Origin of the sequence: Micrococcus sp. KRD026 (genome assembly GCF_017168445.1) — a bacterium.
In the GTDB taxonomy this organism is placed as follows: domain Bacteria; phylum Actinomycetota; class Actinomycetes; order Actinomycetales; family Micrococcaceae; genus Micrococcus; species Micrococcus luteus.
On sequence record NZ_JABFBA010000023.1, the window covers coordinates 81849 to 95026 of the forward strand.

The 13178-nt window shown below is 69.3% G+C and carries 10 protein-coding genes and 1 tRNA gene; all 11 read left to right on the top strand.

Annotated features, from left to right (window positions below):
• The first annotated feature begins 146 nt into the window (after positions 1 to 146).
• The 11 genes from J1M40_RS07965 (at position 147) to rpsG (ending at position 13141) form a co-directional block, all read left to right on the top strand.
• Positions 147 to 219 (top strand) — tRNA-Trp (locus J1M40_RS07965).
• A gap of 80 nt (positions 220 to 299) precedes the next feature.
• Positions 300 to 551 (top strand): preprotein translocase subunit SecE, encoded by a 252-nt coding sequence (gene secE, locus J1M40_RS07970; protein ID WP_036317743.1) that lies wholly within the window; start codon positions 300 to 302, stop codon positions 549 to 551.
• Positions 552 to 655: 104 nt separating this feature from the next.
• Complete coding sequence (gene nusG, locus J1M40_RS07975) at positions 656 to 1540, top strand: transcription termination/antitermination protein NusG (protein ID WP_036317744.1); 885 nt, start codon at positions 656 to 658, stop codon at positions 1538 to 1540.
• Between the two features lie 132 nt (positions 1541 to 1672).
• Complete coding sequence (gene rplK / locus J1M40_RS07980; protein WP_010080374.1) at positions 1673 to 2104, top strand: 50S ribosomal protein L11; 432 nt, start codon at positions 1673 to 1675, stop codon at positions 2102 to 2104.
• 77 nt (positions 2105 to 2181) lie between these two features.
• A complete protein-coding gene (gene rplA, locus J1M40_RS07985) occupies positions 2182 to 2889 on the top strand; it encodes a 50S ribosomal protein L1 (RefSeq protein WP_036317746.1) in 708 nt (235 codons plus the stop codon).
• 344 nt (positions 2890 to 3233) lie between these two features.
• Positions 3234 to 3755 carry a 50S ribosomal protein L10 gene (gene rplJ, locus J1M40_RS07990; RefSeq protein ID WP_078025932.1) on the top strand — a complete coding sequence of 174 codons (522 nt, stop codon included), beginning with the start codon at positions 3234 to 3236 and terminating at the stop codon, positions 3753 to 3755.
• A 69-nt stretch (positions 3756 to 3824) separates the two neighbouring features.
• Entirely contained in the window at positions 3825 to 4214 is a 390-nt protein-coding gene (gene rplL, locus J1M40_RS07995; protein WP_078025931.1) for a 50S ribosomal protein L7/L12, read from the top strand.
• 285 nt (positions 4215 to 4499) lie between these two features.
• Positions 4500 to 8006: a DNA-directed RNA polymerase subunit beta gene (gene rpoB, locus J1M40_RS08000; protein ID WP_206450669.1), complete on the top strand. Its 3507-nt coding sequence runs from the start codon at positions 4500 to 4502 to the stop codon at positions 8004 to 8006.
• Positions 8007 to 8089: 83 nt separating this feature from the next.
• Positions 8090 to 11986: a DNA-directed RNA polymerase subunit beta' gene (locus J1M40_RS08005; protein ID WP_036317751.1), complete on the top strand. Its 3897-nt coding sequence runs from the start codon at positions 8090 to 8092 to the stop codon at positions 11984 to 11986.
• 310 nt (positions 11987 to 12296) lie between these two features.
• Positions 12297 to 12671, top strand: coding sequence for a 30S ribosomal protein S12 (rpsL, locus tag J1M40_RS08010; protein ID WP_002854787.1), 375 nt, complete (start codon positions 12297 to 12299; stop codon positions 12669 to 12671).
• A complete protein-coding gene (rpsG, locus tag J1M40_RS08015) occupies positions 12671 to 13141 on the top strand; it encodes a 30S ribosomal protein S7 (protein ID WP_010080379.1) in 471 nt (156 codons plus the stop codon). Before rpsL ends, rpsG begins: the two co-directional genes overlap by 1 nt.
• Positions 13142 to 13178: the final 37 nt, after the last annotated feature.

Genomic DNA, 13178 nt, shown 5'->3' on the forward strand with positions numbered 1-13178 from the left:
GGGCGGGGCGGAGCGGGGCTCCGTCCTGCCAGGGTACTGACTGCCCGGGGCCCGTTCGACTCCCGCCGCCCGATGGCGTATCCTGGATCTCCGGTACCGCGATCACGGTCGATCCCGCGAGGGTTCGGCCGGCTCCGTCGGTCCGAAGGGTAGTGGCGCAATTGGTAGCGCAGCGGTCTCCAAAACCGCAGGTTGCAGGTTCGAGTCCTGTCTGCCCTGCTCGATGCCGGGCCTCGTGCTCGGCATCGGACGTGTAGAAAGCGATTCGGCGATCCGACGAGTGAGGCCACGTGACTGAGATGGCGGCGAACGGCGGGGGGCCCGCCCCCACGCCGAGCAGGCAGCGTCGCGGGCTGTTCGCGCGGATCGCGCTGTTCCTGCGCCAGGTGGTGGACGAGCTCCGCAAGGTCGTCACCCCCACGAGCGAGGAGCTGCTGCGCACGACCGGAGTGGTGCTCGCCTTCGTGGCGTTCATGATCCTGCTGGTCATGGGGCTGGACTGGGTGTTCGGCACCGTGGCGGGTCTCCTGTTCGGCGCCGGCGGCCTCTGAGCCCGGCGCGGACGGTCCCGACGTCGCAGGACGCGTCCCCCGCACGCCCGTGAGGGCCCTCCCCGACGGCAGGGCCCGCCGTCCGTCAGCAGAAAGCAGGAACCGTGTCCGAGCAGGAACTGGATCGTCAGCCCGCCGAGGAGTCCGTCCCGATGTCGGAGGACGCCGTGGCCGAGGAGACCGCCGAGACCGCGCAGGACGCCGGCACGCCCGTCGAGGACGCCCTGGACGAGGTCGCCGGCAGCGGTGACGAGACCGCCGAGGCCACCGTGCAGGAGGCCGACCTGGCCGTCGCCGAGGGCGAGGACGCACCGACCCCCGTCGAGGAGCAGTCCGACGACGAGCCCGCCGTGGACCCCGCCGAGGAGCTGCGCACCCGCCTGCGCCGCCAGCCCGGCGACTGGTACGTCGTCCACACCTACGCCGGCTACGAGAAGCGCGTGAAGACGAACCTCGAGGCCCGCATCCTGACCCAGGACATGGAGGACTCGATCTACGAGATCGAGGTCCCCATGGAGGAGGTCGTGGAGATCAAGAACACCACGCGCAAGATCGTCTCGCGCGTGCGCATCCCGGGCTACGTGCTCGTCCGCATGGACCTCGACGACGCCTCGTGGGGCGTCGTACGGCACACCCCGGGCGTCACGGGCTTCGTGGGCAACGACGCCCACCACCCGCAGCCGCTCAGCCTGGACGAGGTGTACGACATGCTCGCCCCGTCCGTGATCCAGGAGGCCGCCCGCGCCGCCGAGAAGGCCGGCCTGGCCGTCCCCGCCGCGGCCGAGTCCGGCGCGCCCGCCGCCCCCGCGATCCACGTGGACTTCGAGGTCGGCGAGTCGGTCACCGTCAACGACGGCCCGTTCGAGACCCTCCCGGCCACGATCTCCGAGATCAAGCCGGAGGCCCAGCAGCTCGTGGTGCTCGTCTCGATCTTCGAGCGCGAGACCCCCGTGACGCTGTCCTTCAACCAGGTGACCAAGGCCATCTGAGGACACCCGACGCTTCCGCACCGGGCCGGCCGCCTGCCGGCCCGGACGCGGCACCGGCCGCCGCGCCACGGCGGCCACCGCCCCCGGTGCGCTCCTGCGCCGAGGGTCCCCCAGTGAGAGAAGGATCCACTCATGGCTCCCAAGAAGAAGGTCACCGGTCTGATCAAGCTTCAGATCCAGGCCGGCGCCGCCAACCCGGCCCCGCCCATCGGCCCCGCCCTGGGCCAGCACGGCGTGAACATCATGGAGTTCTGCAAGGCGTACAACGCCGCCACCGAGTCGCAGCGCGGCAACGTGGTCCCGGTCGAGATCACCGTGTACGAGGACCGCTCGTTCACCTTCGTGACCAAGACCCCGCCGGCCGCCGAGCTCATCAAGAAGGCCGCCGGCGTCGCCAAGGGCTCCGCCACCCCGCACACGGCCAAGGTCGGCACGCTGACCCAGGCCCAGTGCGAGGAGATCGCCCAGACCAAGATGGAGGACCTGAACGCCAACGACGTCCAGGCCGCCGCCAAGATCATCGCGGGCACCGCCCGCTCGATGGGCATCACCGTCGAGGGCTGACGCCCACCCCCACCCCCTTCCAGTGGCAGGGCCGAGCGCGGTCCGCAGACCACGACTGCACAAGGAGAAGAACGCAGATGGCACAGCGCAGCAAGGCATACAAGGCGGCCAAGGCCGCGATCGGCGAGGATCTGTACTCGCCGGTGGAGGCGATCCGCCTCGCCAAGGAGACCAACCCCTCCAAGACCGACGCCACCGTGGAGGTGGCCCTCCGCCTCTCGGTCGACCCCCGCAAGGCCGACCAGATGGTCCGCGGCTCCGTGAGCCTGCCCCACGGCACCGGCAAGACCGCGCGCGTCGTCGTGTTCGCCACCGGTGACCGCGCCGAGGCCGCCCGCGCCGCCGGCGCGGACGTCGTGGGCGACGACGACCTGATCGCCCGGATCTCCGAGGGCTGGGTGGACTTCGACGCCGCCGTGGCCTCCCCGGAGCTCATGGGCAAGGTCGGCCGTCTGGGCAAGGTGCTCGGCCCCCGCAACCTGATGCCGAACCCCAAGACCGGCACCGTGACCCCGGACGTGGCCAAGGCCGTGGCCGACATCAAGGGCGGCAAGATCGACTTCCGCGTCGACAAGCACTCCAACCTGCACTTCATCATCGGCAAGACCTCCTTCGAGGCCAAGGCCCTGGTGGAGAACTACGCCGCAGCCCTCGAGGAGGTCCTGCGTCTGAAGCCGTCCTCCTCCAAGGGCCGCTACATCTCCAAGGCCACCGTGGCCACCACCTTCGGCCCGGGCGTGCCCATGGACCCGAACGTGACCTCGGTGGACTCCTCCGAGCTCTGAGCCACGCGGCCCCGGTGATCGGGGCCCACGACGTCGGCCGGTCGTCCCCGCAGCGGGGACGACCGGCCGGCGTCGTCCCGGGTCGATTTTGCGGGCCCGCCCCGGACGTGTACGCTGGTGCCTACCGAAGACCGCCGGTCGTGGTGCCCTGCCTCCGGGCAGAGCCCACCGAAGGATCTCCCTGACGGAGACGGCCCGCGCAGGTGAACGTGAGCCACGCTCGCATCCGCACGTCGACCCTCCGGGTCCGGCCGCGTCGATGCTCCTGCTGCGCCCCGTGCATCTGCACGGGGCGCTTTCTCGTCTCGGGGTGGCGGTTCCCACGCATCATCGAGAGGAGTGCCATGGCGACGTCCGCGAAGGAGTCGGCGGTGGCTGAGCTCACGGACCTGTTCCGTGAGTCCAGCGCCGCTGTTCTGACGGAATACCGTGGCCTGACGGTGACGGAGCTCAAGCAGCTGCGCGACTCCATCCGTCAGGACGCGACCTACGCCGTGGCGAAGAACACGCTGGCCGAGATCGCGGCCAAGGACGCCGGTCTGGAGGGCCTCGAGGCTCACCTGTCCGGTCCCACCGCGATCGCGTTCGTGACCGGGGACCCGGTCAACGTCGCGAAGGCCCTGCGTGACTTTGCCAAGGATCACGAGAAGCTCGTGCTCAAGGGCGGCTACATGGATGGCCAGCCCCTGGACGAGGCCGGCATCAAGCAGCTCGCGGACCTCGAGTCCCGCGAGGTGCTGCTGGCCAAGTTCGCCGGCGCGATGAAGGGCAGCATGTCCAAGGCTGCCGCCCTGTTCCAGGCGCCGCTGTCCAAGACCGTCCGCACGGTCGAGGCGCTGCGCGCCGCGCAGGGCGAGGCTGCCTGAGCAGTCCGCCCCGGGCTGCACGGCCCACCACTTCACACGTAGTCAAGACGTACCCGTAAAGGAGCCATCATGGCCAAGCTGACCACCGAAGAGCTGCTCGCCGCGTTCGAGGAGCTGACCCTCATCGAGCTGTCCGAGTTCATCAAGGCGTTCGAGGAGAAGTTCGACGTCACCGCCGCCGCCCCCGTGGCCGTGGCCGCCGCCGGCGGTGCCGCCGGTGGTGCCGAGGCCGCCGCCGCCGAGGAGAAGGACGAGTTCGACGTCGTCCTCGAGGCCGCCGGCGACAAGAAGATCGGCGTCATCAAGGAGGTGCGCGCCATCACCTCCCTCGGCCTGAAGGAGGCCAAGGACCTGGTGGACGGCGCTCCCAAGCCCATCCTCGAGGGCGTCAACAAGGAGACCGCCGAGAAGGCCAAGGAGCAGCTCGAGGGCGCCGGCGCCACCGTCACCCTCAAGTGATGATCGCGGCCTGAGCCGCATCACGCCTCCTCACGAGGCCCCCGGACCCGCGCTGCGGACCGGGGGCCTCGTGGCGTCCCGGGTCACGCACCCCCGGCTGGACAGGGGCGACGGGCGCGGATAGGATGGATCTTTGCATCTCCCCTGTTCCGTGCCGCCCGCAGGACCTCGCGTCCCGCCGTGGCCCGCACGGTTCCGCACGGCCTTCATATAGCGGTGGGCCGGCGCCGCCGTCTCGCGGCAGGGGAGCGAACGGAACCCAGAAGGCCTGTGGAAGGATCCTACGTGGTCGCCTCGAGCACCTCCAACGAAACCGCTACCGTCTCCCCGCGATCCGGCGCCTCCGCCGGACGCGTCTCCTTCGCCAAGATCTCCGAGCCGCTGGACGTGCCGGACCTGCTGGCGCTGCAGACCGAGTCGTTCGACCGCCTGATCGGCAATGAGCGGTGGGCCGCGCGCGTGGACGCCGCCCTGGCCGCCGACGACCACTCCGTGCCCGTCACCTCGGGACTGACGGACATCTTCGAGGAGATCTCCCCGATCGAGGACTTCCAGGGCACCATGTCCCTGTCCTTCGCCGAGCCCGAGTTCGCCGACGCGAAGATGACGGAGGAGGAGTGCAAGGATCGCGACGCGACCTTCTCCGCCCCGCTGTACGTCAAGGCCGAGTTCATGAACAACACGACCGGCGAGATCAAGCAGCAGACCGTCTTCATGGGCGACTTCCCGCTGATGACCCGCAACGGCACGTTCATCATCAACGGCACCGAGCGCGTCGTCGTCTCCCAGCTGGTCCGCTCCCCGGGCGCCTACTTCGAGCGCACCCCGGACAAGACCTCGGACAAGGAGATCTTCTCCGCGAAGATCATCCCCTCGCGCGGCGCCTGGTTCGAGCTCGAGGTGGACAAGCGTGACCAGGTCGGCGTCCGCCTCGACCGCAAGCGCAAGCAGCCCGTGACGGTGCTGCTCAAGGCCATGGGCTGGACCGAGTCCCGCATCCTGGAGGAGTTCGGCCACTACGACTCCATCCGCGCCACCCTCGAGAAGGACGGCACCGCGGACCAGGACGAGGCCCTGCTCGACATCTACCGCAAGCTGCGCCCGGGCGAGCCGGCCGCCGTCGACGCCGCGCAGACGCTGCTGAACAACCTGTACTTCACCCCGAAGCGCTACGACCTCGCCAAGGTGGGCCGCTACAAGCTCAACCGCAAGCTCGGCGTGGACGTGCACCTCGGCGACCCCAACGCGTCTGTGCTCACCGAGGACGACATCGTCCAGATGGTGCACTTCATCGCCGCGCTGCACGCCGGCGAGACCGTCATCAAGGGCACGCGCGACGGCGAGCCGGTGGATGTGCGCGTGGAGATCGACGACATCGACCACTTCGGCAACCGTCGCATCCGTGCGGTGGGCGAGCTGATCGAGAACCAGATCCGCACCGGCCTGTCCCGCATGGAGCGCGTCGTGCGCGAGCGCATGACCACCCAGGACGTCGAGGCGATCACCCCGCAGACCCTGATCAACATCCGCCCCATGGTGGCGGCGATCAAGGAGTTCTTCGGCACCTCGCAGCTGTCCCAGTTCATGGACCAGAACAACCCGCTGGCCGGCCTGACGCACAAGCGTCGCCTGTCCGCGCTCGGCCCGGGCGGCCTGTCCCGCGACCGTGCCGGCATGGAGGTCCGTGACGTCCACCCGTCGCACTACGGCCGCATGTGCCCCATCGAGACCCCGGAAGGCCCGAACATCGGCCTCATCGGGTCGCTGGCGACCTTCGGCCGGATCAACTCCTTCGGCTTCATCGAGACCCCGTACCGCCGCGTGGTCGACGGCCGGGTCACGGACACCGTGGACTACCTGACCGCCGACGACGAGCTGGCCTTCCAGATCGCCCAGGCGAACGCCCCGGTGGATGAGGACGGCCGGTTCGAGGAGGAGTTCGTGCTCTGCCGCCAGCGCGGCGGCGACGGCGAGCCCGTGCTCTCGACCGTGGACGAGATCGACTACATGGACGTGTCCCCGCGCCAGATGGTGTCGGCGGCCACCGCCCTGATCCCGTTCCTCGAGCACGACGACGCCAACCGCGCGCTCATGGGCGCGAACATGCAGCGTCAGGCCGTGCCGCTGCTCCGCTCCGAGGCCCCCTACGTGGGCACCGGCATGGAGAAGTACGTGGCCGTGGACGCGGGCGACTCCGTGACGGCCACCCAGGGCGGCGTCGTGACCGAGGTGGCCGCGGACCTGGTGACCGTCATGAACGACGACGGCACCACCACGCACTACCCGATCATGAAGTTCGCCCGCTCGAACCAGGGCAACGCCTACAACCAGCGGGTGCGCGTCTCCGAGGGCGAGCGGGTGGAGCCGCTGAGCATCATCGCCGACGGTCCCGCCACGGACAACGGCGAGCTCGCGCTCGGCAAGAACCTCCTCGTCGCGTTCATGCCCTGGGAGGGCCTGAACTACGAGGACGCGATCATCCTGTCCCAGCGCATGGTCTCGGAGGACGTCCTCACCTCGATCCACATCGAGGAGCACGAGGTCGACGCCCGCGACACCAAGCTGGGCGCCGAGGAGATCACGCGCGACATCCCCAACGTGTCCGAGGAGGTGCTCTCGCAGCTCGACGAGCGCGGCATCATCCACATCGGCGCCGAGGTGGAGGCCGGCGACATCCTGGTCGGCCGCGTGACCCCGAAGGGCGAGACCGAGCTGACCCCGGAGGAGCGCCTGCTGCGCGCGATCTTCGGCGAGAAGTCCCGCGAGGTCCGCGACACGTCCCTGAAGGTGCCGCACGGCGAGTCCGGCACCGTCATCGGCGTGCGCATCTTCGACCGCGACGAGGACGACGACCTGCCCCCGGGCGTGAACCAGCTGGTGCGCGTCTACGTGGCGCAGAAGCGCAAGATCACCGACGGCGACAAGATGGCCGGCCGCCACGGCAACAAGGGCGTCATCTCGAAGATCCTGCCGCTCGAGGACATGCCGTTCCTGGCGGACGGCACCCCGGTGGACATCGTGCTGAACCCGCTCGGCGTCCCCGGCCGCATGAACCTCGGCCAGGTCATGGAGCTGCACCTGGGCTGGGCCGCCTCGCGCGGCTGGGACATCCAGGGCGAGCCGGAGTGGATCAAGGACCTGCCGAACTTCCCGCGGCAGTCCGGTCCGGTCAACGTGGCCACCCCGGTGTTCGACGGCGCCGAGGCGTACGAGATCACGGGCCTGCTCGGCCACGTGAACGTGACCCGCGACGGCGACCGTCTCATGAGCGACAGCGGCAAGGCGCAGCTGTTCGACGGCCGCACCGGCGAGCCGTTCCCGGACCCGGTGTCCGTGGGCTACATGTACATGCTCAAGCTGCACCACCTGGTGGACGACAAGATCCACGCCCGTTCCACGGGCCCGTACTCGATGATCACGCAGCAGCCGCTGGGCGGTAAGGCCCAGTTCGGCGGCCAGCGCTTCGGCGAGATGGAGGTGTGGGCGCTCGAGGCGTACGGCGCGGCGTTCACCCTCCAGGAGCTGCTGACCATCAAGTCCGACGACATCCACGGCCGCGTGAAGGTCTACGAGGCCATCGTCAAGGGCGAGAACATCCCGGAGCCGGGTGTTCCCGAGTCCTTCAAGGTGCTCATCAAGGAGATGCAGTCCCTCTGCCTGAACGTGGAGGTCCTCTCCGCCGACGGCCAGGCCATCGAGATGCGCGACGCGGAGGACGAGGTCTACCGCGCCGCCGAGGAGCTGGGCATCGACCTCTCCCACGCCGAGCCCAGCTCGGTGGAGGAAGTCTGAGCCGGGCCCGATCCCGCATCCACAAGACGTCACCTGAGAACCACTGAACCAAGGGAGTTCACCGGAGCATGAGCGTGAACAGCATGTCCACTGACAACTCTTTCGGCCTGATGCGCATCGGCCTGGCCACGGCGGAGGACATCCGCCGCTGGTCCTACGGCGAGGTCAAGAAGCCGGAGACCATCAACTACCGCACCCTGAAGCCGGAGAAGGACGGACTCTTCTGCGAGAAGATCTTCGGCCCCACCCGTGACTGGGAGTGCGCGTGCGGCAAGTACAAGCGCGTGCGCTTCAAGGGCATCATCTGCGAGCGCTGCGGCGTCGAGGTGACCCGCTCGAAGGTGCGCCGCGACCGCATGGGCCACATCGAGCTGGCTGCGCCGGTCACCCACATCTGGTACTTCAAGGGCGTGCCCTCGCGCCTGGGCTACCTGCTGGACCTGGCGCCGAAGGACCTCGAGAAGGTCATCTACTTCGCGGCGTACATGATCACCTCGGTGGACGAGGAGGCCCGGCACCGCGACCTGGCCAACCTCCAGGCCGAGTACGACCAGGAGACCCGTGTCCTGGCCGACCAGCGTGACTCCGACATCGCCGCGGTGGCCGCCGACCTCGAGAAGGACCTGGCCAAGCTGGAGTCCGAGGGCGCCAAGGCCGCCGAGAAGAAGAAGGCCCGCGACGCCGCGGACAAGACCATGGCGCAGATCCGCAAGCGCGCGGACGCGGACCTGGACCGCAAGGAGCAGGTCTGGGACCGCTTCAAGAACCTCAAGGTCGCCGACCTCGAGGGCGACGAGGGTCTGTACCGCGCCATGCGGGACAAGTACGGCCAGTACTTCGAGGGCTCGATGGGCGCGGAGGCGATCCAGCGTCGCCTGCAGACCTTCGACCTCGAGGCCGAGTCCGAGATGCTGCGTGAGACCATCAAGACGGGCAAGGGCCAGCGCAAGACCCGCGCCTTGAAGCGCCTGAAGGTCGTCAACGCGTTCCTGACCACGGACAACTCGCCCGAGGGCATGGTCCTGGACGCCGTCCCGGTGATCCCGCCGGAGCTGCGTCCGATGGTGCAGCTGGACGGCGGCCGCTTCGCGACCTCCGACCTCAACGACCTGTACCGTCGCGTGATCAACCGCAACAACCGCCTGAAGCGGCTGCTCGACCTCGGCGCGCCCGAGATCATCGTCAACAACGAGAAGCGCATGCTGCAGGAGGCCGTGGACTCGCTGTTCGACAACGGCCGCCGCGGCCGGCCGGTGACCGGCCCGGGCAACCGCCCGCTCAAGTCACTCTCCGACATGCTCAAGGGCAAGCAGGGCCGGTTCCGTCAGAACCTGCTCGGCAAGCGCGTGGACTACTCGGGCCGCTCGGTCATCGTGGTGGGTCCCCAGCTCAAGCTGCACCAGTGCGGCCTGCCGAAGCAGATGGCGCTGGAGCTGTTCAAGCCGTTCGTGATGAAGCGTCTCGTGGACCTGAACCACGCGCAGAACATCAAGTCCGCCAAGCGCATGGTGGAGCGCTTCCGTCCGCAGGTCTGGGACGTGCTCGAGGAGGTCATCACCGAGCACCCGGTCCTGCTGAACCGCGCCCCCACCCTGCACCGTCTGGGCATCCAGGCCTTCGAGCCGCAGCTCGTGGAAGGCAAGGCCCTGCAGCTGCACCCGCTGGTCTGCTCCGCGTTCAACGCGGACTTCGACGGCGACCAGATGGCGGTCCACCTGCCCCTGTCGCCGGAGGCCCAGGCCGAGGCGCGCCTGCTCATGCTCTCGAGCCACAACATCCTGAAGCCCTCGGACGGCCGCGCGGTCGCCGTGCCGGCCCAGGACATGATCATCGGACTAAACCACCTCACCACGGTGCGTCCGGACGAGGTCGGCGCGGGCAACCTGTACGCGACCGTCGGCGAGGCCATCATGGCGTTCGACGGCGGCGACCTGCACCTGAACGCGCCCGCACGGATCGGCGTCGAGGGCTTCGTGCCGTCGGCGGACGTGCCGGCCCCCGAGGGCTGGTCCGAGGGCGAGATCGCCCTCATCGAGACCACCCTGGGCAAGGTGCTGTTCAACGAGCTGCTGCCGGACGACTACCCGTGGCTGGACAAGCAGGCGACCAAGGGCACCCTCGGTCAGCTGGTCAACGACCTGGCCGAGCGCTACCCGATGGTCGTCACCGCGCAGACGCTGGACAACCTCAAGGACGCCGGCTTCCACTGGGGCACCTGGTCGGGTGTGACCGTGGCGATCTCGGACATCACCTCCGACTTCGACAAGGCCGCCATCATGGAGGGCTACGAGGAGCAGGCCCAGCGCGTGCAGCAGCAGTACGACAAGGGCCTGATCGCGGACGACGAGCGTCGCTCCGAGCTGATCGACATCTGGAACAAGGCCACCGACGAGGTCGCCGCGGCCATGAAGGACGGCCTGCCGGAGCTCAACACCATCAACCGCATGGTGTCCTCCGGTGCGCGAGGCAACTGGCTCCAGGTGCGCCAGATCGCGGGCATCCGCGGCCTCGTGGCCAACCCGAAGGGTGAGATCATCCCGCGTCCGATCAAGTCCTCGTACCGCGAGGGCCTGTCCGTGCTCGAGTACTTCTCCGCCACCCACGGCGCCCGCAAGGGCCTCGCGGACACCGCGCTGAAGACCGCGAACTCGGGCTACCTGACCCGTCGTCTCGTCGATGTGTCCCAGGACGTCATCGTCCGCGAGGACGACTGCGGCACCGAGCGCGGCCTGTCCGTCACGATCGCCGCCCCGAACGCCGACGGCGAGCTGGTGGCCCACGAGCAGGTCGAGAACTCGGCCTTCGCCCGCACGCTGGCCCAGGACGTCACGGGCGAGGACGGCACGGTGCTGGCCTCGGCCGGTGCGGACGTGGGCGACGTGCTGATCGGCGAGCTGGTGGCCGCCGGCGTCACGGAGATCAAGGTCCGCTCGGTCCTGACCTGCGAGTCCGCCGTGGGCACCTGCGCGAAGTGCTACGGCCGCTCCATGGCCACCGGCCAGCTGGTGGACATCGGCGAGGCCGTCGGCATCATCGCGGCCCAGTCGATCGGTGAGCCGGGCACCCAGCTCACCATGCGCACGTTCCACACCGGCGGTGTGGCCTCGGCCGACGACATCACGCAGGGTCTGCCCCGCATCCAGGAGCTCTTCGAGGCCCGCACCCCGAAGGGCGTGGCCCCGATCTCCGAGGTCGCCGGCCGCGTGACCATCGAGGACACCGAGGCGTCCGTGCGCCTGCTGCTCACGCCGGACGACGGCTCCGAGGAGATCGCCTACCCGGTGCTGCGCCGTGCGCGCATCCTCGTGGCCGACGGCGAGCACGTGCCGGTGGGCACGCAGCTCGTGGCCGGCGCCGTGGACCCGAAGCAGGTTCTGCGCGTGCTCGGCCCGCGGGCCGCGCAGCGGTTCCTCGTGGACGAGGTGCAGAACGTGTACCAGTCCCAGGGCGTGGGCATCCACGACAAGCACGTGGAGGTCATCGTCCGGCAGATGCTGCGTCGCATCACCGTCATCGAGTCCGGTGACACCGACCTGCTGCCGGGCGAGCTCACGGACCGGGCGCGCTTCGTGGCCGCCAACCGCGCCGCCGTCGCTGAGGGCCGCCAGCCGGCCTCCGGCCGCGACGAGCTGATGGGCATCACGAAGGCCTCGCTGGCCACGGACTCGTGGCTGTCGGCCGCGTCCTTCCAGGAGACGACCCGCGTCCTGACGCAGGCGGCCATGGAGGGCAAGTCCGACCCGCTGCTGGGCCTGAAGGAGAACGTGATCATCGGCAAGCTGATCCCGGCCGGCACGGGCCTGGACCGCTACACGAAGACCGTCGTGGAGCCGACGGAGGAGGCGAAGGCCAACCTGTTCGCCTCGCCGGCCGGCTTCGCGGACTTCGACTACCCGGGCCTGGACCAGTCGCTCGGCGAGAACGACTTCCACGCCGTCTCGTTGGACGACTACGACCGCGGGGGCGACTTCCGCGCCTGATCCCCGTCCCCCAGGGGGCCCGCCGTTCCGCCGCTCACGCGGGGGAGCGGCGGGCCCCTTGGCGTGCGGGGCCGGCTCGTCGACGGCGCCGGGGCGTGCTATGCTGTCAAGGATTGTTTTTCGTGTGGCAAATTGGACGCTGTCCGGGTCGCGGGGTCATTGCGCGGCAGATGCCACACTTTTGCACGCCTGCGGACGTCTGCTCGTTGCGAGCCCCCACAGGGAGAGGCAGAGCAGAGGAACGAGCAGCCGGCGCCCCGGGCGCCGGTCGATCACGTCAGCGATCACCGAAACACAGGAAGGCTGAAGAGTGCCTACGATTCAGCAGCTGGTCCGCAAGGGCCGCTCACCCAAGGTCGTCAATACGAAGGCCCCTGCCCTGCAGGGGAACCCCATGCGTCGTGGCGTGTGCACCCGTGTGTACACCACCACGCCCAAGAAGCCGAACTCGGCGCTGCGCAAGGTCGCCCGTGTGCGCCTGAACGGCGGCATCGAGGTCACCGCCTACATCCCCGGCGAGGGCCACAACCTGCAGGAGCACTCGATCGTGCTCGTCCGCGGCGGTCGTGTGAAGGACCTGCCCGGCGTGCGCTACAAGATCGTGCGCGGCGCCCTCGACACCCAGGGCGTGAAGAACCGCGGCCAGGCCCGCTCCCGCTACGGCGCCAAGAAGGAGAAGAAGTAATGCCTCGTAAGGGTCCTGCGCCGAAGCGCCCCCTCGTCGTCGATCCCGTCTACGGCTCCCCGCTGGTCACGCAGCTGATCAACAAGGTGCTCGTCGACGGCAAGAAGTCCACCGCCGAGCGCATCGTGTACGGCGCGCTCGAGGGCGCCCGTGCCAAGAACGGCGCCGATCCCGTGGCCACCCTCAAGAAGGCCATGGACAACATCAAGCCGGCCCTCGAGGTGCGCTCCCGCCGCGTCGGCGGCGCCACCTACCAGGTGCCCGTCGAGGTCAAGCCGGGCCGCTCCACGGCCCTGGCCCTGCGCTGGCTGGTCGGCTTCTCCAAGGCCCGCCGTGAGAAGACCATGACCGAGCGCCTGATGAACGAGATCCTGGACGCCTCGAACGGCCTGGGCGGCGCCGTGAAGCGTCGCGAGGACACCCACAAGATGGCCGAGGCCAACAAGGCCTTCGCCCACTACCGCTGGTGATCCGTGTGGCCCGGGGCGCGCGATCCGCGCCTCGGGC

Excerpts from the sequence above, each read along its gene's own strand:
- rpsG (WP_010080379.1), top strand. The coding sequence starts at position 12,671 with ATGCCTCGTAAGGGTCCTGCGCCGAAGCGCCCCCTCGTCGTCGATCCC.
- rplA (WP_036317746.1), top strand. The coding sequence starts at position 2,182 with ATGGCACAGCGCAGCAAGGCATACAAGGCGGCCAAGGCCGCGATCGGC.
- rplK (WP_010080374.1), top strand. The coding sequence starts at position 1,673 with ATGGCTCCCAAGAAGAAGGTCACCGGTCTGATCAAGCTTCAGATCCAG.
- secE (WP_036317743.1), top strand. The coding sequence starts at position 300 with ATGGCGGCGAACGGCGGGGGGCCCGCCCCCACGCCGAGCAGGCAGCGT.
- rplJ (WP_078025932.1), top strand. The coding sequence starts at position 3,234 with ATGGCGACGTCCGCGAAGGAGTCGGCGGTGGCTGAGCTCACGGACCTG.
- J1M40_RS08005 (WP_036317751.1), top strand. The coding sequence starts at position 8,090 with ATGTCCACTGACAACTCTTTCGGCCTGATGCGCATCGGCCTGGCCACG.
- rplL (WP_078025931.1), top strand. The coding sequence starts at position 3,825 with ATGGCCAAGCTGACCACCGAAGAGCTGCTCGCCGCGTTCGAGGAGCTG.